The organism is Brevundimonas sp. GW821-FHT10E09 (assembly GCF_058809375.1).
This window is the reverse complement of the sequence record NZ_JBXASO010000011.1, coordinates 106,259-131,904: the sequence shown is the minus strand read 5'-3', so window position 1 is coordinate 131,904 and position 25,646 is coordinate 106,259. Positions and strand designations below refer to the sequence as shown.

At 67.7% G+C, this 25,646-nt stretch carries 29 protein-coding genes; 8 read left to right on the top strand and 21 right to left on the bottom strand.

Features of this window, described 5'->3' with window-relative positions; translation table 11 throughout:
* Nucleotides 1-2: 2 nt before the first annotated feature.
* From AC1RSI_RS11945 to AC1RSI_RS11930, 4 genes are all read right to left on the bottom strand, one after another.
* Complete coding sequence (locus AC1RSI_RS11945; RefSeq protein WP_008259391.1) at nucleotides 3-326, bottom strand: RebB family R body protein; 324 nt, start codon at nucleotides 324-326, stop codon at nucleotides 3-5.
* 38 nt (nucleotides 327-364) lie between these two features.
* Nucleotides 365-703: a RebB family R body protein gene (locus AC1RSI_RS11940; protein ID WP_008262254.1), complete on the bottom strand. Its 339-nt coding sequence runs from the start codon at nucleotides 701-703 to the stop codon at nucleotides 365-367.
* A 230-nt stretch (nucleotides 704-933) separates the two neighbouring features.
* Entirely contained in the window at nucleotides 934-1,665 is a 732-nt protein-coding gene (recO, locus tag AC1RSI_RS11935) for a DNA repair protein RecO (protein ID WP_008262763.1), read from the bottom strand.
* The gene (locus AC1RSI_RS11930) at nucleotides 1,665-2,165 is read right to left on the bottom strand and encodes a nuclear transport factor 2 family protein (protein WP_008259261.1); all 501 of its coding nucleotides are present in this window, start codon (nucleotides 2,163-2,165) and stop codon (nucleotides 1,665-1,667) included. The genes recO and AC1RSI_RS11930 overlap by 1 nt, the downstream gene beginning before the upstream one ends.
* A 190-nt stretch (nucleotides 2,166-2,355) precedes the next feature.
* On the opposite strand from AC1RSI_RS11930, the gene scpC reads away from it, so the two are divergent.
* Nucleotides 2,356-3,867 (top strand): succinyl-CoA:acetate CoA-transferase ScpC, encoded by a 1,512-nt coding sequence (gene scpC, locus AC1RSI_RS11925; protein ID WP_154726194.1) that lies wholly within the window; start codon nucleotides 2,356-2,358, stop codon nucleotides 3,865-3,867.
* Between the two features lie 7 nt (nucleotides 3,868-3,874).
* Here scpC and AC1RSI_RS11920 read toward each other — a convergent pair whose 3' ends face one another.
* From AC1RSI_RS11920 to folK, 10 genes are all read right to left on the bottom strand, one after another.
* Nucleotides 3,875-5,110, bottom strand: a complete 1,236-nt coding sequence (locus AC1RSI_RS11920) for a serine hydrolase domain-containing protein (RefSeq protein WP_230307629.1) — start codon at nucleotides 5,108-5,110, stop codon at nucleotides 3,875-3,877.
* Between the two features lie 15 nt (nucleotides 5,111-5,125).
* Entirely contained in the window at nucleotides 5,126-6,073 is a 948-nt protein-coding gene (era, locus tag AC1RSI_RS11915; protein ID WP_008260354.1) for a GTPase Era, read from the bottom strand.
* On the bottom strand, nucleotides 6,070-6,780 hold the full coding sequence (gene rnc, locus AC1RSI_RS11910; protein ID WP_008260468.1) for a ribonuclease III: 711 nt from the start codon (nucleotides 6,778-6,780) through the stop codon (nucleotides 6,070-6,072). Before rnc ends, era begins: the two co-directional genes overlap by 4 nt.
* Nucleotides 6,780-7,745, bottom strand: coding sequence for a signal peptidase I (gene lepB / locus AC1RSI_RS11905; RefSeq protein WP_230307628.1), 966 nt, complete (start codon nucleotides 7,743-7,745; stop codon nucleotides 6,780-6,782). Before lepB ends, rnc begins: the two co-directional genes overlap by 1 nt.
* A 58-nt stretch (nucleotides 7,746-7,803) precedes the next feature.
* The gene (acpS, locus tag AC1RSI_RS11900) at nucleotides 7,804-8,205 is read right to left on the bottom strand and encodes a holo-ACP synthase (protein ID WP_492322674.1); all 402 of its coding nucleotides are present in this window, start codon (nucleotides 8,203-8,205) and stop codon (nucleotides 7,804-7,806) included.
* Entirely contained in the window at nucleotides 8,202-8,942 is a 741-nt protein-coding gene (locus AC1RSI_RS11895; RefSeq protein ID WP_154726191.1) for a pyridoxine 5'-phosphate synthase, read from the bottom strand. Before AC1RSI_RS11895 ends, acpS begins: the two co-directional genes overlap by 4 nt.
* A gap of 24 nt (nucleotides 8,943-8,966) precedes the next feature.
* Entirely contained in the window at nucleotides 8,967-9,551 is a 585-nt protein-coding gene (gene pyrE, locus AC1RSI_RS11890; protein ID WP_154726190.1) for an orotate phosphoribosyltransferase, read from the bottom strand.
* Between the two features lie 38 nt (nucleotides 9,552-9,589).
* Entirely contained in the window at nucleotides 9,590-11,743 is a 2,154-nt protein-coding gene (locus tag AC1RSI_RS11885; RefSeq protein WP_154726189.1) for a RelA/SpoT family protein, read from the bottom strand.
* Between the two features lie 137 nt (nucleotides 11,744-11,880).
* Nucleotides 11,881-12,240: a DNA-directed RNA polymerase subunit omega gene (gene rpoZ / locus AC1RSI_RS11880; RefSeq protein ID WP_008259724.1), complete on the bottom strand. Its 360-nt coding sequence runs from the start codon at nucleotides 12,238-12,240 to the stop codon at nucleotides 11,881-11,883.
* An 84-nt stretch (nucleotides 12,241-12,324) separates the two neighbouring features.
* Entirely contained in the window at nucleotides 12,325-12,900 is a 576-nt protein-coding gene (gene folK, locus AC1RSI_RS11875) for a 2-amino-4-hydroxy-6-hydroxymethyldihydropteridine diphosphokinase (RefSeq protein ID WP_154726188.1), read from the bottom strand.
* Here folK and AC1RSI_RS11870 point away from each other — a divergent pair.
* The 3 genes from AC1RSI_RS11870 (at nucleotide 12,899) to AC1RSI_RS11860 (ending at nucleotide 14,371) form a co-directional block, all read left to right on the top strand.
* Nucleotides 12,899-13,441, top strand: coding sequence for a LabA-like NYN domain-containing protein (locus tag AC1RSI_RS11870; protein WP_154726187.1), 543 nt, complete (start codon nucleotides 12,899-12,901; stop codon nucleotides 13,439-13,441). The genes folK and AC1RSI_RS11870 overlap by 2 nt on opposite strands.
* Nucleotides 13,438-14,076: a uracil-DNA glycosylase gene (locus AC1RSI_RS11865; protein WP_154726186.1), complete on the top strand. Its 639-nt coding sequence runs from the start codon at nucleotides 13,438-13,440 to the stop codon at nucleotides 14,074-14,076. Before AC1RSI_RS11870 ends, AC1RSI_RS11865 begins: the two co-directional genes overlap by 4 nt.
* A 166-nt stretch (nucleotides 14,077-14,242) precedes the next feature.
* A complete protein-coding gene (locus AC1RSI_RS11860; protein ID WP_447941495.1) occupies nucleotides 14,243-14,371 on the top strand; it encodes a hypothetical protein in 129 nt (42 codons plus the stop codon).
* Nucleotides 14,372-14,381: 10 nt separating this feature from the next.
* Here the strand turns inward: AC1RSI_RS11860 and smpB are convergent, their stop codons facing one another.
* Nucleotides 14,382-14,855, bottom strand: coding sequence for an SsrA-binding protein SmpB (gene smpB / locus AC1RSI_RS11855; protein ID WP_008259266.1), 474 nt, complete (start codon nucleotides 14,853-14,855; stop codon nucleotides 14,382-14,384).
* Nucleotides 14,855-15,739, bottom strand: a complete 885-nt coding sequence (gene dapA / locus AC1RSI_RS11850) for a 4-hydroxy-tetrahydrodipicolinate synthase (protein WP_008260157.1) — start codon at nucleotides 15,737-15,739, stop codon at nucleotides 14,855-14,857. Before dapA ends, smpB begins: the two co-directional genes overlap by 1 nt.
* Nucleotides 15,740-15,864: 125 nt before the next feature.
* On the opposite strand from dapA, the gene AC1RSI_RS11845 reads away from it, so the two are divergent.
* The gene (locus AC1RSI_RS11845; protein WP_230307627.1) at nucleotides 15,865-17,925 is read left to right on the top strand and encodes a lytic transglycosylase domain-containing protein; all 2,061 of its coding nucleotides are present in this window, start codon (nucleotides 15,865-15,867) and stop codon (nucleotides 17,923-17,925) included.
* Here the strand turns inward: AC1RSI_RS11845 and AC1RSI_RS11840 are convergent.
* From AC1RSI_RS11840 to AC1RSI_RS11825, 4 genes are read right to left on the bottom strand one after another with little or no spacing between them, the layout of a single operon-like run.
* The gene (locus tag AC1RSI_RS11840) at nucleotides 17,919-18,674 is read right to left on the bottom strand and encodes an ABC transporter ATP-binding protein (protein WP_230307630.1); all 756 of its coding nucleotides are present in this window, start codon (nucleotides 18,672-18,674) and stop codon (nucleotides 17,919-17,921) included. The two genes, AC1RSI_RS11845 and AC1RSI_RS11840, sit on opposite strands and share 7 nt — an antisense overlap.
* A complete protein-coding gene (locus tag AC1RSI_RS11835; protein WP_154726184.1) occupies nucleotides 18,674-19,663 on the bottom strand; it encodes a FecCD family ABC transporter permease in 990 nt (329 codons plus the stop codon). The genes AC1RSI_RS11840 and AC1RSI_RS11835 overlap by 1 nt, the downstream gene beginning before the upstream one ends.
* Entirely contained in the window at nucleotides 19,660-20,460 is an 801-nt protein-coding gene (locus AC1RSI_RS11830; RefSeq protein WP_419178332.1) for an ABC transporter substrate-binding protein, read from the bottom strand. The genes AC1RSI_RS11835 and AC1RSI_RS11830 overlap by 4 nt, the downstream gene beginning before the upstream one ends.
* The gene (locus AC1RSI_RS11825) at nucleotides 20,457-21,086 is read right to left on the bottom strand and encodes a TetR/AcrR family transcriptional regulator (protein ID WP_154726183.1); all 630 of its coding nucleotides are present in this window, start codon (nucleotides 21,084-21,086) and stop codon (nucleotides 20,457-20,459) included. Before AC1RSI_RS11825 ends, AC1RSI_RS11830 begins: the two co-directional genes overlap by 4 nt.
* Before the next feature lie 131 nt (nucleotides 21,087-21,217).
* Here AC1RSI_RS11825 and AC1RSI_RS11820 point away from each other — a divergent pair, with 131 nt between their 5' ends.
* From AC1RSI_RS11820 to AC1RSI_RS11810, 3 genes are read left to right on the top strand one after another with little or no spacing between them, the layout of a single operon-like run.
* Complete coding sequence (locus AC1RSI_RS11820; protein ID WP_035309511.1) at nucleotides 21,218-22,603, top strand: glycosyltransferase family 2 protein; 1,386 nt, start codon at nucleotides 21,218-21,220, stop codon at nucleotides 22,601-22,603.
* An 18-nt stretch (nucleotides 22,604-22,621) separates the two neighbouring features.
* Complete coding sequence (locus tag AC1RSI_RS11815) at nucleotides 22,622-23,533, top strand: RsmD family RNA methyltransferase (protein WP_035309509.1); 912 nt, start codon at nucleotides 22,622-22,624, stop codon at nucleotides 23,531-23,533.
* Complete coding sequence (locus AC1RSI_RS11810) at nucleotides 23,530-24,339, top strand: TrmH family RNA methyltransferase (protein ID WP_035309507.1); 810 nt, start codon at nucleotides 23,530-23,532, stop codon at nucleotides 24,337-24,339. The genes AC1RSI_RS11815 and AC1RSI_RS11810 overlap by 4 nt, the downstream gene beginning before the upstream one ends.
* Here AC1RSI_RS11810 and AC1RSI_RS11805 read toward each other — a convergent pair.
* Complete coding sequence (locus AC1RSI_RS11805; RefSeq protein WP_291753286.1) at nucleotides 24,336-25,622, bottom strand: MFS transporter; 1,287 nt, start codon at nucleotides 25,620-25,622, stop codon at nucleotides 24,336-24,338. The two genes, AC1RSI_RS11810 and AC1RSI_RS11805, sit on opposite strands and share 4 nt — an antisense overlap.
* Between the last annotated feature and the right edge of the window lie 24 nt (nucleotides 25,623-25,646).

The following is a 25,646-nucleotide window of genomic DNA, read 5'->3' as shown; positions in this document are numbered from 1 at the left end:
CGTCAGGCCGCCGTAGCGCGCAGGGCCGTCAGCAGGGACAACAGATTGTCAGGCGTGTCCGACTGGCTGATCTTGCTGGCGGCGACCGCGCCGGCCATGGTGTCGACGCTGTAGATCTGGATGACCCCCTGATTGGTCGCGGCCTGGCCGGCGATGGCCAGTTGCTGCTGCGAAGAGGCGGCGTTTTCGTAGAGAATGCCGGTGGAGTGGGCGAGCGACTGATAGATCGCGCCCATGGCCATGGCCGGGGCGTCGCCCAGCACCTTGACGTTGGCCTGGGTGACGGCGTCGGTGATCATGCCGTTGACGGGTGTCGGAAGCGCCATGTCTCAAGTCCTTCTTTTGGAGTTTGCGGGGCGAAAAATCAGGAAACCGCAGCCGTGGGACCGACGGCGCGCAGGGCCGTCAGAAGGGCCATCATGTTGTCGGGCGTATCGGACTGGGCGATCTTCGATGTGGCGACCGCGCCGGCCATGGTGTCGACGCTGTAGATCTGGATGACGCCCTGGTTGGTCGCAGCCTGGGCGGCGATCGCCAGCTGCTGCTGCGAGGAGGTCGCGTTCTCGTAGAGAATGCCGGTGGAGTGGGCGAGCGACTGATAGATCGCGCCCATGGCCATCGCCGGGGCGTCGCCAAGGACCTTCACATTCGCCTGGGTGACGGCGTCGGTGATCTGACCGTTCACCGGGGTCGGAATAGCCATGGTTGTCTCCTTCCATTCGATTGAGGCCTCGGATGGAGGGTCGCGTGGCCCCGTTGAAAGTCGACCCCCACAACCATGACGCGCCATGGGGCGTGGCGTGAATTTCCCGCGGTTGTTTTTCGAGATCTGAAGCACGGCTCAGGCGACGCAGCGGCGTCAGGCCTGCAAGGCGCCCAAGAAAGCGAGCCCCGCGCCGAATTGGCTATGGGGCTTGAACCCGAAGCCGTCGCTTAGAGACGTCCCGTCTCGGCCAGCCGGTCCAGCATCCAGACCCGCGCGGCCGGCAAGGGCTTGTTCTGCGGGTGGAAGACGAACTGTTCCAGAAAATGGCCGGTCAGGTCGAACCCCGCCCTGACGTCGCCCTCGACCAGCCCCGCCTGCGCCCCCAGCATGAAGGGCGGCAGGCTCAGCATCTTGTCGGCATAGGGGGCGCCGGCTTCGCGGCTGACCGCCCGCCCGGTGCGGGGGCTGACATAGATCAGGTCGTCCGCCGTCCCCGTCGCCGCACATTTCGACAGATCGAGGCCGAAGCCCAGGTCTTCCAGCAGCCCCGCCTCGAACCGCACGAAGATGGCCGGCCAGACGTCCGGAAGGGCGAAGGCGGCCATCAGGGCCTCAAAGGCCAGGAAGACGCCGGGATGCGGCTCACGCTCAGGCAAGGCCCCCTGCGCCACCCCCGCGGCCGCCGCCAGGCCGGTCAGGGCCAGGGCGTCGTCGAACAGGGCGCTGGGCCCCTCGCCCACCGGCTCCAGCCGCGCCCCGCCCAGATGATCCGATGTCCGCGCGCGATAGTCGGCCACGACCCGCGCCCCGGCCTGCAGGAAGGGTCGCATCTTGCGGGACGCCCCGCCGGCCACATAGGCCGCGCGCCGTCCATGGCTTTCGGTCAACAGATCCACCACGGCGCCGGTGTCCCCATGGGCGCGCGCCGACAGGACGAAGGCCTCTTCATGAAAATCCATCAGTGCGCGGGGTCCGCGTCAGGCCGGGCCTCGACCGGAGACTGAACCAGAGCCACCACGGCCTTCGCCTTGTCGTTCGGAATGGGCATGCTCAACACATACTGCTCGATCTTCCAGCCGTCCTCGGTTCGGCGCAGCACGCCGGAACCGCGCGTCAGCCCATAGGCGTCGTTGTCCAGCAGTTCGTCGAACCAGACGATGCAGCGACAGTCGCCGGGCGCCAGTGTCGTGACCCGGTCGTGGGGCCGATAGGTCCACCCCTGCCCCCGCGAGAAATAGGGCGCCGCATAGGCCTTGAACTGAGCCAGCGACCATCGCTCGGTCGCGTCGGTGCCGATGAAGCGGGCGTCGGGCGTGAACAGGCCGAAATAGGCGTCGGCGTCAGCATGCGAAGCCGCCGCATGCATCCGATCCACCACGGCCTCGGCCGCGACCACGGGGTCCTCCGTAGATTGCAGGGGGACGGACATCAGGGCCAGGGCGGCGAGAGCGGCGATCATGGGTTCGTTCTACTCCTGTTCTCGACTTTCGAAAACAGGCTAGCCGCCGGAGCCGGCCCCCTGAATATTTGACGAGGATCATGGACGAAGCGGGCAAGCTCGACCAAGGTCTAATGGACCGTCGAGATCGCGACGCCCAAGTCCAGCCCCGCCTTGCAGGCCCTCCCCGGCCGTAACCTTGAAGAGCTCCATGTCGCGTATCCGCAGCCAATCCCTGCGCTCCAAGCTGATGTCCGCCCAGGACGCCGCCGCCCTGATTCCCGCAGGCTCCACCGTGGGCATGAGCGGCTTCACCGGCTCGGGCTATCCCAAGGCGGTGCCCTCGGCTCTCGCGGCGCGGATCGAGGCCGCCCACGCGGCCGGCGACGCCTTCCGGCTGAACCTCTGGACCGGCGCCTCCACCGGGCCGGAACTGGACGGCGCCCTGGCCAAGGCCGACGGGATCGAACGCCGCCTACCCTACAACTCCGACCCCATCGCGCGTGAGAAGATCAACTCGGGCCAGATGGACTATCTGGACATGCACCTCAGCCAGCTGGCGCCCATGGTCTGGCAGGGCGTGCTGGGGCCGCTGGACACCGCCGTGGTCGAGGTTTCGGCGATCAACGCCGACGGCAGCCTGGTGCCCTCCTCCTCCATCGGCAACAACAAGACCTGGCTGGACCGGGCCGAGCGCGTGATCCTGGAGGTCAACGCCTGGCAGAACCCGGCGCTGGAGGGGATGCACGACATCTATTACGGCACCGCCCTGCCGCCCAACCGTGTGCCCATCCCCCTGACCCGGCCCGACCAGCTGATCGGCCAGCCGACCCTCCGCTGTGACCCGGCCAAGATCGTCGCTATCGTCGAGACCGAGGCCCCCGACCGCAACCTGCCCTTCGCCGCGCCCGACGCCAACGCCCGCGCCATCGCCGGCCACCTGATCGAATTCCTCAAGCACGAGGTCCACGTCGGTCGCCTGCCCACCGCCCTGCTGCCGCTGCAATCGGGCGTCGGCAATGTCGCCAACGCCGTGCTGGCAGGCCTGATGGACAGTCCGTTCGAGCGGATGGCCGCCTATACAGAGGTGATCCAGGACGGGATGCTGGACCTGCTGGACGCCGGCAAGTTGACCGTCGCCTCCGCCACCGCCTTCTCCCTCAGCCCGGAGGCGGCGGCGGACATGAACAGTCGCATGGAGCAGTTCCGCGGCAAGATCATCCTGCGCCCGCAGGAAATCTCGAATCATCCCGAACTGATCCGCCGCCTGGGCTGTATCGCCATGAACGGCCTGATCGAGGCCGACATCTACGGCAACGTCAACTCGACCCAGGTGATGGGATCGCGGATTCAGAACGGCATCGGCGGTTCCGGGGACTTCTCGCGCAACGCCTTCATCTCCTGCTTCGTGACGCCTTCAACGGCCAAGGGCGGCGCCATCTCGGCCATCGTGCCCATGGCAAGCCACGTCGACCACATCACCCAGGACGTCCAGGTCATCGTCACCGAACAGGGCCTTGCCGACCTGCGCGGCCTGTCGCCGAAACAGCGGGCCAAGCTGATCATCGCCCACTGCGCCCACCCCAGATACCGCGATGCGCTGAACGACTATTACGACCGTGCGCTGAAGGGCTCCTACGGCCTCCAGTCGCCGCACCTGCTGAACGAGGCCCTGTCCTGGCACCAGCGCTACATCGACACGGGGTCCATGCTGCCGACCTGACGGGCGGTCAGCGGGCCAGGGTCGTGGGGAATTCCCGGCCCAGGGCCTCGGCCATCGCCTGTTGGCTGATCAGGAAGACCTGGTCGCGGAGGTGATAATTGTTCGACAGCACGATCACCGTCACATCGGCCTCGGGCTGATAGAGCATCAGGTTGCGGAACCCGCCCCAGCTGCCGGTGTGATAGATCTGGCGATCCTGGAAACTGGGCCGAACCTGATCGCCCAGCCGGTTCGAGAAGATCCCGTAACCCCAGTCGCGGCGCGGACGGCCCCGCTCCTTGGGCGTGTCGGCCGGGGCGTGGTCGGCCAGCATCTGCTGATAGCTGAACGGCTTCAGCAGCGCTCCCCGGTGCAGCGCCCTTTGCCAGACCAGCAGATCGTCCAGGGTCGAATAGACCGCACCCGCCCCGGCGACGATGGAGGTGTTGGCGTTCGGCTGGGCCGCCAGCCCGGCCGGGAAGTTGGCGTAGCCCATGATCACCCCATGGTCGCCGCCGTCCAGGTCCAGCCCGCTGTCCTTCATGCCCAAGGGGCCGAAGAAGGTCTCGCGCATATAGGCGTCATAGGGCCGGCCGCTGGCCTGCTCGACGATGGCCGCCGCCAGGTTGAAGCCCGCATTGTCGTAACGGACCTTGGTTCCCGGCGCGAACTGCAGGCCGAAACGTTTCGAATCCTCGGTCAGCTCGTTCAGGGTCGCCGGCGTGGTCCGACGCATGCCCCAGCCCGGCCGCGCCATCAGGTCCGGTATCCCCGAGGTGTGCGACAGCAGGTGGCTGATCCGCACCGGCTCCCACGCCTTCGGGCACGGCTGGATCCATTTGCACACGGGGTCGGAGATGCGCAGCCTTCCCTCGTCCTGAAGACGCAGGATGGCCGTGGCGGTGAACTGTTTGGAGATCGAGGCCAGGCGAAACCGGGAATCCAGCTTCAGCGGCCGATCCTGCTCATAGTTCGCCTCGCCATAGACCTGACGGAACAGCACCCGGTCGCCCTTGGCCACCAGCACCGCCCCCATGAAACGCCCGGCGGCGGCCTCACGGTCCAGCCGTGCGGCCAGTTGCGGCAAGTCCTCGACCACCACCAGGGGCGGACGCGGCGGCGTGTCGGGACGTATGGAGGCCAGAACCGCATCGCTGGCGGGTTTCACGGCCGTGGAGAAGCCCGCCCAGACCGCGCCGCCGAGGATCAGCGCCCCAAGGACGCCCAGAACGAGCCGGGGATGGCCCCCAGGGGTACGCGGCACTTCAAACACGGGAACTCAGACGTCGAAATCCAGACCGAACTGGGCGTAAAGCGCCCGCGAATCCTGCCACTTCGGATCAACCTTGACGGTCAGGAACAGGTGGACCTGGCGGCCGAGGATCTCGTTCAGCTCCTCGCGCGCCTTCTGGCCGATCCATTTCAGCGTCTGGCCCCCCTTGCCCAGGACGATGGGCCGCTGGCTCTCGCGCTCGACATAGATGGTCTGTTCGATCCGGGCCGAGCCGTCGGCGCGGTCCTCGAAACTGGTGGTCTCCACCGCCGCCGAATAGGGCAGTTCCTCGTGGACGCGCAGATAGACCTTCTCGCGCGTGATCTCGGCCGCCAGAACCCGCACCGGCACGTCCGCCGCCTGGTCCTCTGGATACAGCCACGGCCCCTTGGGCATCGACCGCGCCAGACGCTGCTTCAGGTCCTCGACCCCGTCGCCGTTGGCGGCGGAGATCATATAGACCTCGTCATAGACGCCGCTCTCGAACAGTGTCTGCGACAGGGCCAGCAGGGTGTCGCGGCGCATGCCGTCGATCTTGTTCAGCGCCAGAATCACCTTCGTCCCGGTGGACTGAAGATTGGCGATGATGGTCTCGGTGTCCTCGGCCGAGCGGCGGTCCGCCGCCGTGCCTTCACGGCCCTCGGCGTTGATGTGCGACTGGGCGTCGATCAGGTGGACGACCACGTCCGCGTCCTGCGCTCCGCCCCAGGCCGAGGCGACCATGGCCCGGTCCAGCCGACGGCGCGGGGTGAAGATGCCGGGGGTGTCCACCAGAACGATCTGGGCGTCGCCTTCCATGGCGATGCCGCGCACCGGGAACCGTGTCGTCTGCACCTTCTGGGTGACGATGGAGACCTTGGATCCGGTCAGCCGGTTGACCAGCGTGGACTTGCCGGCGTTCGGCGCGCCGATGATGGCGGCGAAGCCCGCGCGCTGGTTTTCGATATCGGTCAAATGACGCCTTCACGTTTGAGGAGAGCCGTTGCGGCCGCCTTCTCCGCCTCCTGACGCGAACGCCCCTGTGCGGTCAAGGGCTCCACGCCCTCGACGGACACCTCGATGGTGAATGTCGGCGCATGATCCGAACCCGTCCGATCCGCGACGCGATAGGTCGGAAGCGGTCGGCCCTTGGCCTGGGCCCACTCCTGCAGCGCCGACTTGGGGTTGGTCACGGTCCGTGACGGCGGGGCGGAAAACTCTTCCGCCCAGGCCTTGTCGAAGAAGGCTCGCGCCGCCTCCAGCCCGCCGTCCAGATAGACGGCCGCCAGGATGGCCTCGACCGCGTCGGCGATCACCCCGGCCTTGCGGCGCCCCCCCGTCTTGGTCTCGCCCGGCGACAGCCGCAGCGCAGCGCCGACGCCCAGGGCCTCTCCCACCCGTGCGCAGGCGGTCTTGTCGACCAGGGCGTGCAGGCTGGACGAGAGCTGACCCTCGTTGGCGGTGGGATAGTCCCGCGACAGCTTCTCGGCCACCAGCAGGCCCAGCACCCGGTCGCCCAGGAACTCCAGCCGCTCGTTGTCGCGGGGGCCATGCACGCCGACCGGCGCGCCCTCGCCCACGCTGGCGTGGGTCAGGGCGCGTTCCAGCAAGGCCGCATCCCTAAAGGCATGACCAATGCGTGTCTGAAGCGCCGCGACCGCCTCGGCCCGTAAATTGGCCATCAGTGCAGGACGTTGAAGAACCGGTCGAGCCGCACGTTGAACCAGCTGACGGGGTTCCACAGCGACGATCCGGGCTTCCACGAGAACAGGATGATCTGCGCCTTGCCGACCAAGTTCTCGGCCGGGACCATGCCCACGCCGCTGGACTGTTCGACACGGCTGTCGATCGAGTTGTCGCGGTTGTCGCCCATCATGAAGTAGTGGCCGACCGGCACCTCATAGACCGGGGTGTCGTCCAGGTCGTTGCCGGGGCCGAAGTCCTGGGTCATGAAGCTCTTGCCTTCCGGCAGGGTCTCGCGGACCTCGGCGATCGGGTGCGCGCCGAAGATGTCGTCGATCTCACCCTGGCTGACGACGACGTCCTGAACCGGCTTGTCGTTGATATACAGCTTGTTGGCGATCATCTGGATGCGGTCGCCCGGCAGGCCGATCACTCGCTTGATGAAGTCGGTCTTGTCGTCACGCGGCAGCTTGAACACCACGATATCGCCGCGCTTGGGCGCGGACCCCATGATGCGGCCGTCGAACAGCGGCGGGCTGAACGGGATCGAGTGTTTCGAATAGCCGTAGGACCATTTCGACACGACGATATAGTCGCCTTCGTACAGGTTCGGCTCCATCGAGGCCGACGGGATGGTGAAGGGCTGGAACAGGAAGATCCGCAGCACCATGGCGATCAGCAGGGCGAAGAAGATCGTCTTGACGATCTCGACCGTTTCGTCGCCGGCGCTCTGTTCGCCCTTGGCCTTCTTGGCAGGCTTGCGCGCATAGACCGGAGTGGTCGGCTCGTCCTCGAACGGCGCATCCCCCTTGTCGCTCCAGACCGGGCGCTTTTCGGCGGCGGGATCCTTCACCGCCTCCACAGGCGCATCGGCCTCGGACGCGGCGAAGACTTCCTCCGGCGTGGCGTCGGTCGCGTTGGTCTGGGCAGCATCGGCGTCGTGCGGCTTCTGGTCTTCGCTCATGCGATCAAGCATCCCCTTGCCGCGTCTGCGCGGTCGTCTCGTGACGGGTATATCGCGATTACGACAGCGGCAAGGCTTCGATCACCACGAAGGCGAGTGCATAGGGGTGTTCATCGCTGAGGGTCAGGTGAATCCTCGCCTCATGACCCGCCGGCGTCAGTCGCGCCAGATGGTCGGCGGCGTGGCCCGTCAGGGCCAGGGTCGGCTGGCCGGAGCGCAGATTCACCACCCCCATGTCGCGCCAGTAGACATCGGTTCTCATCCCGGTGCCCAGGGCCTTGGCGCAGGCCTCCTTGGCGGCGAACCGCTTGGCGTAACTCCAGGCGGGATCGGGCTTGCGGTCCGATCGCGTCCGCTCCAGATCGGTGAAACAGCGCTGTTTGAACCGCTCGCCGAACCGATCCAGCGAGGCCTGGATTCTCCGAATATCCGACAGGTCCGCCCCGACGCCCAGGATCACAAGGCGGCGTCCATCGCCGCCCGCATGCGGCGGATGGCGGAATCCAGGCCGACGAAGATGGATTCGCCGATCAGGAAATGGCCGATATTCAACTCACGCACTTCGGGGATCGCCAGCATGCGCGGCGCCGTGTCGTAGTCCAGCCCATGGCCGGCATGGACCTCAAGCCCCAGGATGTCGGCCTGAGCGGCGGCGGCGGCGATCCGTTCGAACTCGACCTCCCGCTCGCCGGGATCGGTCCGCAGGCAATAGCGACCCGTGTGGAACTCGACCACCTGAGCGCCGACGGCGGCGGCGGCCTCGACCTGGTCTTCGGACGGTTCGATGAACAGCGACACCCGGATGCCAGCCTCGGCCAGGGCCTGGGCCACCGGCGCGATCCGCGCCTCATGCCCCGCCACGGCCAGACCACCCTCGGTCGTGACCTCCTCGCGCCGTTCGGGCACCAGACAGGCGGCGTGGGGCCGATGGCGCAGGGCGATGGCCAGCATCTCCTCCGTCACCGCCATCTCGAAATTCAGGGGCTTGCCCGCCCGGGCGCACAGGGCGCTCAGAACATCGATGTCGGCGTCGGTGATGTGGCGACGGTCCTCGCGCAGATGGGCCGTGATGCCGTCGGCGCCGGCGGCCAGCGCCGCCTCGGCGGCACGGGCCGGATCGGGATGCGTCCCGCCCCGCGCGTTCCGCACGGTGGCGACATGATCGATGTTGACGCCCAGCCTGACCCGTTCGCGCATCTCAGCTCCTCGCCAAACCGAATATCACTTCGAAAGTCTGCGGCTGCCCGGATCTTCAATCGGCAGAGCCGCCAATTCCGGCGGCAAGGCGTCGGCCGGATAGGCCGGCACTTCCAGCGAGGCCAGGGCGATCAGGGGCACGCCGACGTCCGCCTTGCCGCCCGACCGATCGACGATACAGGCGGCCGCGACGACCTCGCCCCCGGCCGCCTGGATGGCGGCGATACATTCGCGCGACGACAGGCCCGTGGTGACGATGTCCTCGACCATCACCACCTTCTGCCCCGGCTCGACCGAGAACCCGCGCCGCAGCTTGAACTGCCCGCCTTCCCGCTCGACATACATCGACGGCACGCCCAGGTGACGTGCGGTCTCATATCCGGGGATAATCCCGCCCACGGCCGGCGAAATGGCGACATCCACCGGCCCCACAGTCGCGACGATCTTGTCCGCCAGCGCCTTGCACAGGCGTTCGCAGCGGTCGGTCTGCATGAAGACCAGGTTCTTCTGCAGGAAGACCGGGCTGTGCAGGCCGGACGACAGGACGAAATGGCCTTCGCGCAGGGCGCCGGCGTCACGGAATTCGTTGAGGACGTCTTGGGTGTTCATGGCGCGGTCTTAGCGCCTCGGCCCCTCGAGTCAAAGGCTCAGCCTCGACCGCGATCGACGTTGTCGACGGACGGATTGGCCCGCAGCGCCGCCATGAGCATGGTCGCATGTTTGGCGTCTTCGACCTCGACGTCGATGGTCACATCGAAGAAGTCCTGCTGGCGATAGGCCATGGACAGGTTGATGATATTGCCGCCCGCCTCGCCGATCAGGGTCGTCACCTGGCCCAACACGCCCGGCGCGTTGCGAATGGTCGCGTTCAGACGAACCGCCGCAACGGCGTCTGTCTCGGCCTGGGGCGTCCATTGCAGGTCGTGCCAGACCGAGTCGTCATCGGCGAAGGCCGCCAGGGACTGGCAGTCGATCGTATGGACCGTCAGGCCGATCTCCGGCTCCAGGATGCCGACGATCCGATCGCCCGGCACCGGGGTGCAGCACTGCCCGAAGTGAACGCTGACGCCCGGAGTCAGTCCGCCGCCGCGCACGAACAGACGGGCGGTGTCGCTTTCGATCCGTTGTTTCTCTGGTCCGGCCTTCAGCCGCCCCTTCATGGCGGGGAACAGGGTCTCCGCCACCGTCGTCGGCGACAGTCGGCCGCGACCCAGGCTTTCGAACACGTCATCGTCACCCGCGACCGCCAGGGTCTCCAGAATCGGCTTCAGCGACACCTCGGCCAGGGTCTTGTCTATTCGGGCCAGGGTCTGCTGCAGGGCGATCCGGCCCAGTTTGACGAACTCCTCGCGTTCCGAAGTCCGGATGTGGCGGCGGATGGCTGAACGGGCCCGGCCCGTGACCGTCAGGCTGCGCCAGTCGGCGGGCACTTCGCGTTTGGCCCCGCGGATGATCTCGATCACGTCGCCGTTCTGAAGCGGCGTCCGCATCGGCTTCAGTTCGCCATTGACCTTGACCCCCACGGCCGTGTCCCCGACCTCGGTGTGGACCGCATAGGCGAAGTCCAGCGGCATGCCGCCGCGCGGCAAGGTCACCAGCCGCCCCTTGGGCGTGAAGACGAACACCTGGTCCAGATACATTTCGAGCTTGGCGTGCTCGACCCAATCTTCGCCGCCCTCGCCGTGCTCGATCACCTGAACGAGATGGCGCAGGTTCTGCAGCGGATCGCGTCCGCCGCCCTTGGCCATGGCCTCGTGGTCGAATCCATAGGACTGGTTCTTGTAGCGCCAATGGGCCGCCACGCCGTCTTCCGCCACGCGATCCATCGCCTCTGTGCGGATCTGCATCTCGATCCGGAGGCCGCGCGGCCCGACCACAGTGGTGTGAAGCGAGCGATAGTTGTTCGACTTGGGCGTCGAGATGAAATCCTTGAACCGCTCCGGCACCATCGGCCATTCGCGATGGATGACGCCCAGGGCGCGGTAGCAGTCGTCTTCCGCTTCAACGATCACGCGGAAACCATAGATGTCCGACAGGGACGAAAACCCGACCGACTTGCGCTGCAGCTTGCGCCAGATCGAATAGGGGGTCTTTTGCCGCCCGAACACATGGGCGCCCACGCCCGCCTCGGACAGAACCCGCTCGACCTCGCCGGACACGCCTTCGATGGCGCGGCCATGCTCCAGCTTCAGCGCCTCCAGCCGCCGTTCGATGGCCGTCTTCGCCGTCGGATTCAGATAGGTGAAGGCCAGTTCTTCCAACTCGGACGCAATCGAGTGGATGCCGATCGACCGTCCCAGCGGGGCATAGACTTCCAGCGTCTCGCGGCTGATCCGTTCGCGCTTCTCCGGCTTGACGTACTGGAGCGTGCGCATGTTGTGCAGACGGTCCGCCAGCTTGACCAGCAGCACCCGGACGTCCCGGCTGATGGCCAGGATGAATTTCCGCAGGTTCTCCGCCTGGCGGGTGTGTTCCGCCTGAAGCTCCAGCCGGCTCAGCTTGGTCACGCCTTCGACCAGGACCGCGACCTCCTCGCCGAACATCTGGGCGATGTCGTCGCGCGTCGCCGAGGTGTCCTCGACCACATCGTGCAGCAGGGCTGTGACGATGGTGGCTGTGTCGAGCTTGTAGTCGGTCAGTATGCCCGCGACCTGGATCGGGTGGGCGAAATAGGGATCGCCCGAGGCCCGCATCTGCGAGCCGTGCATCTTCATCGCATAGACATAGGCGCGGTTCAGCAGCGCTTCGTCGGCGGTAGGGTCATAGGCCTTGACGGCCTCGATCAGTTCGAACTGACGCAGAACGGGCGCACGCTTGGGGGCAGGCTCAGGTTCGGATGCTGTCGAAACAGGTTCGTTTTTGTTTGCAGTTTGGGGCGCCGGCGGAACCGTCTCGGTCCGCGCCGGCAGGATAGTGACGCCAGGGGCTCCCTCGGGCGTCAGTACCGCTCCTCCTGACCGCCGTCGCGGTCGCTTTGCAGCGCGCGGATCAGCTCGGCCTCGGCCATGTTCATGTGTTGCGGTTCGGCCAGCAGGGCGACGGTTTCCGCCTCGTCCTCGGCTTCGGTGCGCTCATCGACGCGTTGCAGGGTGGTGATGATGGTTTCGCGCAGTTCATCCGGCACGACGGTGTCGTCGGCGATCTCGCGCAGGGCGACGACCGGGTTCTTGTCGTTGTCGCGGTCGATCGTCAGGGCGGCGCCGTTGGCGATGCTGCGGGCGCGGTGGCCGGCCATCAGCACCAGACCAAAGCGGTTCGGTACCTTTTCGATGCAGTCTTCGACGGTGACGCGGGCCATGAAATTCCTCGAACGCGGGGGAGAACCGCGTGAAATACAGATAGGGACTGACTTTTGCAACGCCAGAGCGGCGAAAGTGCGGCCTCAGACCGGATGGGCGTCGCGCCCCACCGTCGCCGAAGCCGCCAGGGCCTGGGCGACCCCGCCGTGGGGATGGACCCAGTCCGGCGCGATCTCCGCAATCGGCCCCATCACGAAGCGGCGCTCGGCCGCGCGGGGGTGCGGCAGGATCAGCCCGTCCAGGTCCCCGCTCAGTCGACCATAGGCGATCAGGTCCAGATCCAGCGTGCGCGGGGCGTTGCGGACCGACCGCTGACGGCCGAAGACATCCTCGATCCGCCCCAGGGCCGCCATCAGCGCGTGGGGATCGTGGCGCGTGGCGACGATGACCACCCCGTTCAGGAACGGCGGGTCCTGCGGATCGGGCCAGGCCATGGACGACCACCAGGACGACCGCGCCACCACATCAATCCCCTCGCTGCGAAAACGCGCCAAGGCGGCTTCCAGCGCCTCGCGGGAGGAGGCCCAGACCCCCTTGTCATTGCAGCCCAGCGCCACGATGACTGCAGCGTCCAGATCGGGCGCGCCGTCGATTCCCACATCGACCGCAGCGTCCGGCCGGGCGCCATTTTCTTCATTTCTTTTGACGGCCTCGACCATGTTTCATTCCACCGACCGCCTGGCGATCTTCATCGACGGCTCGAACCTGTATTCCGCCGCCCGCGCCTTGCAGCACGATATGGACTTCAAGCGGATGCTGGACTGGTTCCGCGAGAAATCCATCCTGACGCGCGCCTATTATTACACGGCGGTGGTCGAGGGCGAAGAGTTCTCGCCGGTGAAGCCTCTGGTGGACTGGCTGGACTACAACGGCTTTTCGGTCGTGACCAAGCCGGTGAAGCGCTTCACCGACGGCCAGGGCCACAGCCGGATCAAGGGAAATATGGATATTGAGATCGCGGTGGACATGCTGGAACTGGCCCCCCGCCTGGATCACGCCGTGCTGTTTTCCGGCGACGGGGACTTTCGGCGACTGGTGCAGGCGGTGCAGGCGCAAGGCGTGCGCGTCACTGTCGTCTCGACCCAGAAGACCCAGCCGCCGCATATCGCCGACGAACTGCGTCGCCAGGCCGACGCCTTCCTCGACCTGAACGACCTGATGGCCGAGTTCGGCCGCCCCAAGACCGGCGCCGGTCAATGAGCCTGAAACCCGAGCCCCCCCGCGACTGCCCCCTGTGCCCGCGCCTGGTCGAGTATCGCCAGGAGAACGCCCGCCAGAACCCCGACTGGTGGAACGGCCCCGCCCCGTCCTTCGGCGATCCGAACGCCCGGCTGCTGGTCGCCGGCCTGGCGCCGGGCCGCACCGGCGCCAATCGCACGGGGCGGCCCTTCACCGGCGATCACGCCGGCTGGCTGCTGTACGACACCCTGAAAAAAGCCGGCTTCGCCCAGGGCCACTATGATCCGAACGGCGACGACGACCTGAGCCTGGTGGACTGCATGATCACCAACGCGGTCCGCTGCGCCCCGCCCGGCAACAAGCCGCTGCCGATCGAAGAGACGACCTGCCGCCCCTTCCTGATCGACCGCCTGGCCTTGCTGCCCAATCTGAAGGTCATCGTGACCCTGGGCGACGTCTCTCGCCGCAACATCCTCAAGGCGTTCGGCCGGCCGGCCTCGGCCATGCCGGCCGGCCATGGCGCCGAGGGCGAAGCCGGCGGATACGTCATCCTGAACTCGTATCACTGCTCCCGATTGAACACGAACACCGGCCGGCTGACCCCGGCCATGTTCGAGGCGGTGTTTGATCGGGCGCGCGAGATCATCGCCCGCTAACCCTCTACTGTTGCGTGCGTGTCGCACGACTCTGCCATGTTGAAATAAGGCGGAACAGAGGCGAGCGTTCGGCGTTCGTCTCCCAGCGGGAGGCTGGACGATGCGACGCACTGACGGATTATTCACGCGACGCGAGCGCAGGATCGCGATCCTGGCCGCGGTCCTCGTGATTGTCATCACGGCCCTGGCCCTGATCACAGGCGGCCTTTTCCATCCGTCCACAGGGACCGGAGGCGCGGGCGGCTATGGTTTCGCCGATCTGCCGGGCGTCACGGACGCCCGGCCGCTGGGGTAGTGCTCGGACCTCAGCCCTTGTCGCGCATCAGACGGGCCTTGTCGCGCTGCCAGTCCCGTTCGGCCGAGGCCTCGCGCTTGTCGTGCAGCTTCTTGCCCTTGGCCAGGGCGATCTCCAGCTTCGCCTTGCCCGCGTCGTTCAGATACAGCTTCAGCGGAATGATCGTCTGACCGTCGCGCTGCACCGCCCCGATCAACCGGTCGATCTGCTTTCTGTGCAGCAGCAGTTTGCGTGGCCGGCGCGGCTCGTGATTGAAGCGGTTGGCCTGCTTGTACGGCGGGATGTCGGCGTTGATCAGGACGATCTCGCGCCCCTCCACCGCCGCATAGCTTTCGGCGATATTGGCCCGTCCGTCCCGCAGCGCCTTGATCTCGGTGCCGAGCAGTTGAATGCCCGCCTCGATATTGTCCTCTAGGAAATAGTCGAACCGCGCGCGGCGGTTCTCGGCGATGACCTTGGACTTCGACTGCGGCTGCGGCGCCATCAGACGACGCCCGCATCCGCCATGGCGCGGTCGATCAGCGGCTTGACCCCTTCCGACGTCGGCGACAACGGCAGCCGCGCCTCCTCGCTGCACAGGCCCAACCGGGCCAGGGCGTATTTGGTCGGAGCCGGAGAATTGTCGAGGAACAGCGCCTTGCACAGGCCGATCAGTCGATTCTGCCAGTCGCGGGCGGTGGCGTAGTCGCCGGCCGCCGCCGCATTGTGCAGGGCGACCATGGCCTCGGGCGCGACATTGGACGCCACCGAGATCAGTCCGACCCCGCCACAGGCGTGATAACCCAGATAGCTGGAATCATCGCCCGAGATCAGGTCGAATTGGCCGTCGATATTGGCGCGCATCCAGCTGACCCGGCTCATGTCGCCGGTGGCGTCCTTGACGCCGACGATGTTCGGATGGGCCGCCAGCCGCGCTACCGTCTCATTGGCCAGATCGACTCCCGTACGCGACGGGACGTTGTAGAGCAGGATCGGCAGCTGAACGGCGTCGGCGATAGCCTCGAAATGCGCCGCCATGCCCGCCTGCGAGGGGCGGATGTAATAGGGGGTGACGATCAACGCCCCATCCGCACCCACCGCCTTGGCGTGCCGGGTCAGGTCGATGGCTTCCTTGGTGTAGGGCGATCCGGTTCCAGCGATGACGCTGACGCGTCCCGCCACCAGCCGCACGCACAGGTCGATCACATGCTTGTGCTCGTCCAGGTCCATGCTGGCGCCCTCGCCCGTCGTGCCGACGGGCACCAGCCCGTCGACTCCTGCGGCGATCTGCCGCTCGATGAGCGTGGCGAATGCGGCTTCGTCCACGTTTCCGTCATGAAGTGGTGTGATCAGGGCGGTGATCACGCCCTTGAACAAGGGGGCGGTCATGGGACTAGCTAGCCTGCGTGGGGAGGGGCGATGGACGGATGTCCAGAACCTCTGTCTTGAGAGCGCGGGACGTTAGGTCGCCAGCGGCCTCGCCGCAACCGGGATGAATGAGAACAGGAAATATCATGATCGCGACCAGTCTGGCTGCGGCCCTCGCCGTCATCGCCCCGACCCCGCAGGACGCCCTTCCCGGCCAACCTGTTCCCTATTCCGCCGTTTCACAATCCGTGCCGGGTTACAGCCCCACCTATCAGGGCCGCGTGCTCGATGACCAGGACACGGCCCTGTTCCGTCAGGGCCTGGCGGCGGCGCGGGCGCGCGACATACCCGGCGCCCAGGCTGCGATCTCGCAGATGCGCGACCCCACGGCGCGCAAGCTGATCGAGTGGGCCCTGATCGACACCTCGGGCGAACAACTCTCCTACGCCGAACTCGCCCAGGCCCAGACGGCCTTGAAGGGCTGGCCGCGCGCCGAATCACGTCGCGCCGCCGCAGAAGCGGTTCTGGACCGCGTCGGCGCCACGCCGGACGCCGTCATGGCCCTCTTCTCCGACCACCCGCCCGAAACCGTACAAGGCGCCATCGCCAACGCCTCGGCGCTCGAACAGCGCGGGCGTCACCGCGAGGCCCGCGCCCTGATTCGCGACTGGTGGCGGACCCGATCCTTCGACGCCGAGCCGCAATCGCGCATCCTCGCGCGCTGGGGCGGGGAACTGACCCCGGCCGATCACGAGGCGCGGCTGAACATGCTGTTGCTCGGTCCGCACGGCCCGGCGACGCGCGCCATGCTCGATCTTGTCTCGCCGGAACAGGTGGCCGTCGCCAATGCGGTCATGAGCCTGCGCACCGCCTACAGCCCGGACGCCGTGGTCGCCGCCCTGACGCCCGCCCAGGCCGCCGATCCGGCGGTGACGCTGGAACGGGTGCGAATCCTGCGCTCTCAGAACCGCCAGTCGGAAGCCTTCCCCCTGCTGGCCAACCTGCCGCCCGCCCCGGCTCATACCGCAGGCGACAACACCCTGTGGACCGAGCGCCGCAACTATTACCTCGACGCCCTGCAACAGGGGAATTGGCGCGCCGCCTATGACGCCATGAACGGCCACGGCTTCACCTCCGGCGACCGGATGGTGGACGCGGAGTTCTTCGCCGGCTGGGTCGCCCTGACCAAGCTGAACCAGCCTGAGATCGCCGCGCGGCATTTCGAGGCCCTGCGCACCGCCTCCTCCACCCCGATCACCCAGGGTCGGGCCTATTACTGGCTGGGCCGGGCCGCCGAGGCGCGGGGCGAGCGCGACGCCGCACTCGGCTATTACCGCAACGGCGCCCAGCATTGGCAGACCTTCTACGGCCAACTGGCGGCCGAGAAAGCCGGGATGACCACCCTGACCCTGCCCGGCGAACCGGCCCCGACCCAGGCCGACGTCGCCCGGTTCGAATCCAACGAGCTCGTCCGCGCCACGCGAATCCTGGGCGAGACCGGCGAGACCAGCCTGCTGCGGGTCTTCGCCTATCAGCTGGACAACGACCTGCCGACCATCGAGGACCTGGCCCTGCTGATGGACCTGACCCGCAGCTATGGCGAAGGCTTCACCGCCATGATGGTCGGCCGCGCCGCCAGCCAGCGCGGCTTCGTCCTGCCCGAACGCATGTACCCCGTGCGCGTCCCGCCCCAGGTCGCCGGCGCCGCGCCGCTGGAATTCACCCAGGCCATCACCCGCCAGGAATCCAGCTTCGACCCGCGCGCCCGCTCCGGCGCCGATGCGCGCGGCATGATGCAGTTCCTGCCCGCCACGGGTTCGGGCGTCGCCCGTCGCCTGGGCATGGGCTTCTCGGCCGAGCAGCTGTGGGATCCGGACTACAACATGACCCTGGGCAGCTATCACCTGGGCGAGCTTATGGCGGCCAACAACGGCTCCATGCTGCTGGCGACGGTCGGCTACAACGCCGGCCCGGCCCGTCCGAGCCAGTGGATCGCCCGCTGTGGCGACCCGCGCGGCGATTCCAATGCGGCCATCGACTTCATCGAATGCGCGCCCTTCACCGAGACGCGCAACTATATGATGCGGGTGATGGAGAATATGGCGGTCTACAAGGCCCGGCTGAACGGGGGATCGGCCCCGCTGACGACCTCGGCCGACATCGCGCGCGGCGCGGCCTCCGGTCCCCGTCCCTACGCCGCCTACTGAGCCCGGCGGGCCGCCAGCAGCGGCCCGTTCGGCCCTTCGATCCACTGACCGTCGAGACCGAAGACCTGGCGCAGCACCTCCGGCTCCAAGGCCTCCATCGGCGACGCCTGAGCCACGACATGACCCTGATCCATAACCGCCACGCCGTCAGCGAAGGCCGCCGCCAGGGTCAGGTCGTGCAGGCTGACGAGGACTGCCGACCCGTCGTCGGCGCGGGCGCGCAACCGCTCCAGCACCAGGCGTTGGGCGTCCGGATCAAGCCCCGCGATCGGTTCGTCCGCCAGCAGCAGGGGCGTCTCGTTGGTCAAGGCGCGCGCCAGCAACACCCGCGCCCGCTCCCCGCCCGACATCTCCGCCACGCCTCGATCCGCCAGATGGGCGACGCCGACTTCGGCCAGCGCCGCATGGGCTCGCGCCAGGGCTTCGGCTCCCGACAGGAAGGGTGCCCCCAGGGCCGCCACCTCCACCGCCGGCAGGTTCCAGGCGATCCGCCGCTCCTGCGGTAGATAGGTGACGCGACGGGCCCGTTCTCGCGGGGACAGGGTCGTGACGTCGTCGCCGTTCAGCCGCGCCACGCCGCCGTCCAGCGCCAGAAGTCCGGCGAACGCCTTGATCAGGCTGGACTTGCCCGCCCCATTGGGACCGACCAGGGCGACAAGCTGGCCATACTCGACCTGCACATCCGCACCGTCCAGCACCTTGCGCCCCCCAAGGGTCGCGTCGGCGTCCCACATCGTCAGGGGCGCGATCACAGCCGCCACTCCCGCGCCGCCCGCCAGGCGATCAGGGCGAACAGGGGCGCGCCGATCAGGGCGGTGAACACCCCCAGCTTCAGTTCCTGATCCGTCGGCGTCAACCGCGCCAGCAGGTCGGCGACCACCAGCATCAAGCCACCGGCCAGGGCCGAGGGCGCCAGGATCCGCCCCGGATCGCCCCGCACCGCCGCCCGCACCAGATGGGGCGCCGCCAGACCGACGAAGCCGATCACGCCGGCCACGGCCACCGCCGCCCCCGTCGCCACGGCCGCCGCGATCAGAGCCAAGGCGCGAACCCGTCCCATGGACAGGCCCGACGCGGCCGCCGCCTCGTCGCCCAGTGTCAGCATCCGCAGCCCTCCCGCCGACAGGCCGGCGAAGACCGCCGCGACGACCACCGCCGGCGTGACCCAGGCTACATCGACCCAGCTGCGGTTCTGCACCGACCCGAGCAGCCAGGACATGACCTCGGCCTGGGCGATGGGCGACGGAGACAGGTTGAAGATCAGCGCGGTGGCCGCCCCTGCAAAACTGGACAGGGCCACCCCGAACAGGATCAGAGCCTCCGGCGCCCGCATCAGGCCCGAGGCGACGATCAGCAGACCGCCCGCCGCCGCCGCCCCGACCAGGGCGGACATCTCGACCACGCCCGCCACCCCGGCGCCGCCCAGGACAATGGCCAGGGCCGCCCCCAGGGCCGCTGTCGCCGACACGCCCAGAACGCCGGGATCCGCCAGCGGATTGCGCAACAATCCCTGCATCACCGCCCCGGCCAGACCCAGCGCGGCGCCGACCGCCAGGGCGCAGACCGCGCGCGGCGCGCGCACCTGCCACAGGACCACCCATGGACCGGACGACGGATCACTGAAGGCCGCCGCATACTGGGCGGCGTCGAAGGGCGTTTCGCCGATCATCACAGCCGCCGCCAGGGCCGCGAGGATGACCAGTCCCAGGATCAGGCAAAGCCTCAACATCCGGCTCATGGCCGCCCTCTCGCCATCATCTCGACCCCGTCGGCCGCGAACCAGGCCGGACAGGTCAGCACCGCCGCCGGCAGTTTCGCCGCCGTCCGTCCCTGGGCCGCGCGCCGCACCACCGGATGCCGCCCCGCCCCGCGCCAGTCGGCCCGCAACTGATCAAAGAAGCCCAGCACGAACCGGATCGGCGGCTCCATCGCGATCCGCTCGACGCTGATGGCGCCGAACCCCGGCGCCGCCGTCAGATTGCGAAACCCGGCGGCCCGGATCATCGCATCCATCAGGGTGCCGGGTCCGGAGGTGAACCCGCCCGAGGTCAGATAGACCGCGCCCGGCCGGGGGCGGTCCGGCGCCGCCGCCCGGTCAAGTTTGGCCTGCATGGTCCGCTCCAGCCGTGCGCCGCGTTCCACCTGGCCCAATTCCCGGGCCGCGGTGCGGATATTGGCCCGGACCCCGTCCATATCGGTCGCGTCCGCGATGGTGACCACCGTGACGCCCCGTGTTTGCAGAAAGCTCAGCAGCCTGGGCTCCCCGCCCCAGTAGCGCACGACCACATCCGGCCTGAACCCCACGGCCGCCTCCAGCGTCGGCCGCAGACGCCTGTGGCCCGCCGCTTCGCGCCTTAACCAGGCGTCGGGATCGTCGGCGCGCGGCGACAGGGCCAGATCGGCGTCCGGCGCCAGGGCCAGCACGTACTGGTCGGCGCACTGGTCCAGGGCCATGACCCGCAAAGGACGCGCCTGCGCGCCCTGGGCGACGGCCATGGCCACGACCGTCGCCGCCAGCCCCCAAGCACGGTTCACGATTTCAGCAGGCCGGAAAAGACGGCGTCCAGGGTGGTCTTCACCAACACCTCGCGCTCCGCCCAAGGGAAATAGGGTTTGGTGATCATCAGGGAGACGACGCCATGGGCCGAGGCCCAGATCGATTGGGCGATCGTGCGGGGATCCCCTTCCATCCGCCCTGCGGCCACGGTTTCACCGACCAGGGTCTCGAAGGCCGCGAAGACCCCCGCCCCCAGTTCCTGCGACAGGCTCTGGGCGCCGTCCCGGGCCTCGACGGGGCGGGTCAGATAGATCAGGCGATAGGCGTTCGGATTGGCGAATCCGAAATCGACGTAGACCTCGATCATGCGTCGAAGGCGAACCTCGGGCGGCCCATCGAGGGCGGACAGGGATTCAGCCGCCGTGATCAGCTCACCGAACGCGTGGCGGCAGATTTCCTGCAGGATCGCGCCCTTGTCGGAGAAATGCATATAGAGGGCGGTCGAAGACAGGCCGACCTCGTCGGCGATCTTGCGGATCGTCGCCCCTTCATAGCCGTACTCGACGAAGATGCGTTCGGCTGCGGCGAGGATCTCGCCACGCCGTGAATGGCCCTCGCCCTTGGGTTTGCGGCTGGAACGCGAGGATGGCGAAACGATGGGCAACGGCGACTCCGGATCTGTCCCGTCCTGAATAGCGACAATCTGTCATCGACGCCAATCGACGCCTCACAGAACACGGTTGCGCGAAATGCGTATTTCTAGTTGTGTTACGCCGGGCGCGGGGGCGAACGGACATGACGACGAGGGATGCGGCGCAAACCGGCGCGGCGCGGCGAATGCCGACCTTGGGGCAGGCGATCATGGTCGCGAGCCTGGCGACGGCGCTTGTGGCCGCAGGAATCGTCTGGCCCCGCTCGACGCTTTCGGCGTCGTTCATCGGGATTCAGATGGGCTTCGTCGCCTCGGCCCTGTGGCGCGCGGCCCTGGTCATCGCCAGTCTTCGTCCTACCCCGTCGTCGCCCAAACCCTCCCGGTGGCCGCGTTACACAATTCTGGCCGCCCTTCATGACGAGGCGGCCGTCGTGCCCCAGCTTATCCAGCGCCTGTCGAAAATCGACTATCCGCGGCGCCAGCTCGAAGGTTTTCTCGTGCTGGAAGCCCATGATCAGGCCACCATAAATGCGGCCAAGGCCGCGCGCCGGCCGGGCTGGCTCCGGATCCTCGTGGTCCCGCCGGGCGCTCCGCAGACCAAACCCCGCGCGCTGAACCACGCCCTGGCTTTCGCGACAGGCGAGCTCCTGACCATCTATGACGCCGAGGACGAACCGGATCCCGGCCAATTGCGCGAGGCGGCCTCGCGTTTCGCCGGCCAGCCGCAATTGGGTTGCCTTCAGGCCCCCCTGCGGATTCGCCGGCGCAACGCCGAACTCTCGACCTTCCTCGACCGTCAGTTCGCCTTCGAATACGCCGCCCTGTTCGAGGTCAATCTTCCCGGCATGGCGAAGCTGAACCTGCCCTTCCCCCTGGGGGGCACCAGCAATCACCTGCGAACCGCCGCCCTTCGTCGGGTCGGGGGCTGGGACGCCTACAACGTCACGGAAGACGCCGATCTGGGCTTCAGGCTCTGGTCCGCGGGATGGCGGCTGGGGGTGCTCGAAAGCCCGACCTGGGAAGCCCCGCCGGGGGCGCTGGAACGCTGGCTGCCGCAACGCACCCGTTGGCTGAAAGGCTATATGCAGACCTGGGGCGTCCACACGCGTGCGCCTCGGGCCCTGGGCCGGCGCGGCCAGCTGTCGCTGGTCATGACGCTGGGCGCGGCCATCGTCTCGGCCGCTTCCCACGCGCCCACCCTGGCCTGGCTCATTGTGGCCCTGATGGTCGCCCTGAACATCGGCATGGCTCCAGTCGTGCCTTTAGCCTCCTTCGCCGTCCTGGCCGTGGGCGTCATCGCCGCCTGGATGGGCTGTGCGGCGGGCGCAAAACGGGCCGGGCAGGACTATAGGCTGACCGACATGTTGGCCGCGCCCGCCTATTGGTCCCTGCTCAGCCTGGCCTTCATCCATGCCCTTTGGCGGCTGATCGTCGCCCCCTATGCATGGGACAAGACGGCCCACGACGCCGAGATCGACGCCGAATGCACGTCCGTGATGACGGTGGACGCTGGACGCGAGGCCGCCTGACCGCCTATCAGCCGCACAATGGCGCCCCTGCTCTCCCCCACCCCCGAAACCCTCGTGACCCGCGGCTGGTCCGACTACGCCCTGTTGGACAGTGGCGACGGCAAGAAGCTGGAGCGCTACGGCCGCTACACCGTGGTCCGCCCCGAGCCCCAGTGTTTCTGGTCCCCGCGCGATCCGACCGCCTTTGACAAGGCCACGGCCACCTTCGATCCCCAGCAGGAGGAGGAAGACTCCGGCCGCTGGAAGTTCGACCAGCACGGCCCCGTCGACGCCTTCCCCCTGAAATGGCGCGACGTGAAATTCACCGGCCGCTTCACCCCTTTCCGCCATCTGGCCTTCTTCCCCGAGCAGGCCGCCAACTGGGAATGGCTGGACAACCGGGTGCGCGCCTTCTCGCGCGAAGCCGGCAGAGCCCCGAAGATCCTCAACCTGTTCGGCTACACCGGCGTCGCCAGCCTGGCGGCTGCGGCCGCCGGTGCGGAAGTTACCCACGTCGACGCCTCGAAGAAATCGGTCGCCTACGCCCGCGAAAACGCCGAACAGTCCGGCCTGTCCCAGCACCCGATCCGCTGGATCGTCGAAGACGCCCGCAAATATGTCGCCCGCGAGGTTCGTCGCGGCTCCAAGTACGACGGCGTCATCCTGGACCCGCCAAAATACGGGCGCGGCCCGACCGGCGAGGTCTGGCGCCTGTTCGAGGACATGCCGCTCCTGCTGAAGGACTGCGCCGCCCTGCTGGCAGACGACGCAGACTTCCTGTTGCTGAACGCCTATGCCGCCCGGGTCTCGGGCCTGTCCCTGGCCCATCTGATGGCCGAGGCGACGCATGATCGCGGCGGCCGCATCGACTGGGGCGAACTGGCCCTGTCCGAAGACGGCCCGGACGCCCGCGCCATCGGCCTGTCCTTCTTCGCGCGGTGGAGCCGATGAGCGCCCGAGACGAATATCGCGTCATCACCTCCCTGACGAACGACACGATCAAGAGCGTCCGCGCCTTGCATATGCGCAAGGAACGCGACCTCACCGGCGCCTTCCTGGCCGAGGGCTTGAAGTTTATCGGCGAGGCCCTGGACCTGGGCCGCGCGCCGCGCATGCTGCTGGTCGGCGAGGAGGCTCGCCCCCACCCCCTGCTGGACCGGGCCAAGGCCGAGACGCGCAAGGCCGGCGGCGACATCATCATCGTCACCCACGCCATTCTCGAAAAGATCAGCCGCCGCGACAATCCGCAGACCGTGCTGGGCGTGTTCGATCAGGCCTATGCCCCGCTGGACAGCCTGGATCCGGCCTCGGCGCCCTGCTGGGTGGCCCTGGAACAGGTGCGCGATCCCGGCAATCTGGGCACCATCATCCGCACCGCCGACGCGGCCGGCTGCGGCGGCGTCATCCTGATCGGCGACTGCGTCGATCCCTATTCGGTCGAGGCCGTTCGCGCGACCATGGGCTCGGTCTTCGCCGTCTCGATCACCAGGACCGACCCCGAGGCCTTCCTGGCCTGGCGCAAGACCTGGCCCGGCAGCGTCGTCGGCACCCGCCTGGACGCGACCGTCAGCCACCGCTCTGCGGTGATGCAAAAGCCGTCGCTGATCCTGATGGGCAATGAACAGGCGGGCCTGACCGACCAACTGGCCGCCGCCTGCGACGTCAACGTCAAGATCCCAATGCGCGGCCGGGCCGACAGCCTGAACCTGGCCATCGCCACGGGCATCATGGTCTACGCCGCCACGGACGAGGCTTAAAGCTCGGTCTCCGGGCTGACCCGTCCCATGCCCCACAGGGCCAGGATGGTCACCACCGCCGACAGGGCCAGATAACCGCCGACCGCCGCCAGCCCATAGTTCTGCGCCAGCCAGGTCGCCAGATAGGGCGCCAGCGACGCCCCGACGATGCCCGCCAGATTAAAGGCCATGGACGCCCCCGTATAGCGGACCGTCGTCGGGAAGGGCCGCGCCATGGCCGCGCCGATGGGGCCATAGGTGCAGCCCATCAGCCCGAACCCCAGGGCGAAGAAGATCAGCAGTCCGGTCAGACCGGCGCCGAACAGGGGCGCGAACAGGGCGCCGAACAGGCCGATCCCGACTGACGAGGCGATCAGCACCTTCACCTGCCCGTACCTGTCCGCCAGCAGGGCCGTCACCGGAATGAAGGCGGCGAAGAACAGCACCCCGATCAACTGGATCGGCAGGATGTCCGCCCGCTCGTACCCCATGCCCGTCGTGGCCCAGCCCAGGGCGAAGACGGTCATCAGATAGAACAGCGAGAAGGTCGTCACCCCGCTGAACGTCCCCAGAAACAGCGCCATCTTGTGATGAGCGAACAGGGTGACGGCCGGCGCCTTGACCCGCTCGTTGCGATCCACCGCCTTCTGGAACTCGGGCGTCTCGGTGATCTTCAACCGCACCCACAGACCGACGAACACCAGGATGGCGCTGGCCAGGAAGGGGATGCGCCACCCCCAGGCCTCGAACTGGGTCTCGCTCATGGTCGAGGTCAGGACGATGAAGGAGGCGGTCGACAGGATGAATCCGATCGGCGCGCCCAACTGCGGGAACATGCCGAACCAGGCCTTCTTGCCCGGAGGGGCGTTCTCGGTCGCCAGCAGCACGGCCCCGCCCCATTCGCCGCCCAGACCCAGCCCCTGCCCGAACCGGCACAGGGCCAGCAACAGGGGCGCGATGATCCCGACCGAGGCATGGGTCGGCAACAGACCGATGGCCACGGTCGACACGCCCATGGTCATCAGGGCCGCCACCAGCGTCGCCTTGCGCCCGACCCGGTCCCCGAAATGCCCGAAGGCCAGGGCGCCGACCGGCCGCGCGAAGAAGGCGATGGAGAAGGTGGCGAAGGACGACAGCATGGCCGTCGTCGGATCGGCGCCGGGGAAGAACAGCTTCGGAAACACCAGCACCGCCGCCGTCGCGTAGATGTAGAAGTCAAAGAATTCGATCGTGGTGCCGATCAGGCTGGCGAAAAGAACCCGCCCCTTCCGGGCGGTCGGCGAAACAATCTTTGCGTCAGACACGGTGAAATCCTGCTTGGGAGCAAA

Excerpts from the sequence above, each read along its gene's own strand:
- pyrE (WP_154726190.1), bottom strand. The coding sequence starts at position 9,551 with ATGAACACCCAAGACGTCCTCAACGAATTCCGTGACGCCGGCGCCCTG.
- scpC (WP_154726194.1), top strand. The coding sequence starts at position 2,356 with ATGTCGCGTATCCGCAGCCAATCCCTGCGCTCCAAGCTGATGTCCGCC.
- AC1RSI_RS11895 (WP_154726191.1), bottom strand. The coding sequence starts at position 8,942 with ATGCGCGAACGGGTCAGGCTGGGCGTCAACATCGATCATGTCGCCACC.
- smpB (WP_008259266.1), bottom strand. The coding sequence starts at position 14,855 with ATGGCGCCGCAGCCGCAGTCGAAGTCCAAGGTCATCGCCGAGAACCGC.
- lepB (WP_230307628.1), bottom strand. The coding sequence starts at position 7,745 with ATGAGCGAAGACCAGAAGCCGCACGACGCCGATGCTGCCCAGACCAAC.
- AC1RSI_RS11815 (WP_035309509.1), top strand. The coding sequence starts at position 22,622 with ATGGCGCCCCTGCTCTCCCCCACCCCCGAAACCCTCGTGACCCGCGGC.
- AC1RSI_RS11940 (WP_008262254.1), bottom strand. The coding sequence starts at position 703 with ATGGCTATTCCGACCCCGGTGAACGGTCAGATCACCGACGCCGTCACC.
- dapA (WP_008260157.1), bottom strand. The coding sequence starts at position 15,739 with ATGACCGCCCCCTTGTTCAAGGGCGTGATCACCGCCCTGATCACACCA.
- AC1RSI_RS11835 (WP_154726184.1), bottom strand. The coding sequence starts at position 19,663 with ATGAGCCGGATGTTGAGGCTTTGCCTGATCCTGGGACTGGTCATCCTC.
- AC1RSI_RS11945 (WP_008259391.1), bottom strand. The coding sequence starts at position 326 with ATGGCGCTTCCGACACCCGTCAACGGCATGATCACCGACGCCGTCACC.
- recO (WP_008262763.1), bottom strand. The coding sequence starts at position 1,665 with ATGGATTTTCATGAAGAGGCCTTCGTCCTGTCGGCGCGCGCCCATGGG.
- AC1RSI_RS11865 (WP_154726186.1), top strand. The coding sequence starts at position 13,438 with ATGAGCCTGAAACCCGAGCCCCCCCGCGACTGCCCCCTGTGCCCGCGC.
- rpoZ (WP_008259724.1), bottom strand. The coding sequence starts at position 12,240 with ATGGCCCGCGTCACCGTCGAAGACTGCATCGAAAAGGTACCGAACCGC.
- AC1RSI_RS11930 (WP_008259261.1), bottom strand. The coding sequence starts at position 2,165 with ATGATCGCCGCTCTCGCCGCCCTGGCCCTGATGTCCGTCCCCCTGCAA.
- rnc (WP_008260468.1), bottom strand. The coding sequence starts at position 6,780 with ATGGCCAATTTACGGGCCGAGGCGGTCGCGGCGCTTCAGACACGCATT.
- AC1RSI_RS11810 (WP_035309507.1), top strand. The coding sequence starts at position 23,530 with ATGAGCGCCCGAGACGAATATCGCGTCATCACCTCCCTGACGAACGAC.
- AC1RSI_RS11845 (WP_230307627.1), top strand. The coding sequence starts at position 15,865 with ATGATCGCGACCAGTCTGGCTGCGGCCCTCGCCGTCATCGCCCCGACC.
- AC1RSI_RS11870 (WP_154726187.1), top strand. The coding sequence starts at position 12,899 with ATGTTTCATTCCACCGACCGCCTGGCGATCTTCATCGACGGCTCGAAC.
- folK (WP_154726188.1), bottom strand. The coding sequence starts at position 12,900 with ATGGTCGAGGCCGTCAAAAGAAATGAAGAAAATGGCGCCCGGCCGGAC.
- AC1RSI_RS11820 (WP_035309511.1), top strand. The coding sequence starts at position 21,218 with ATGACGACGAGGGATGCGGCGCAAACCGGCGCGGCGCGGCGAATGCCG.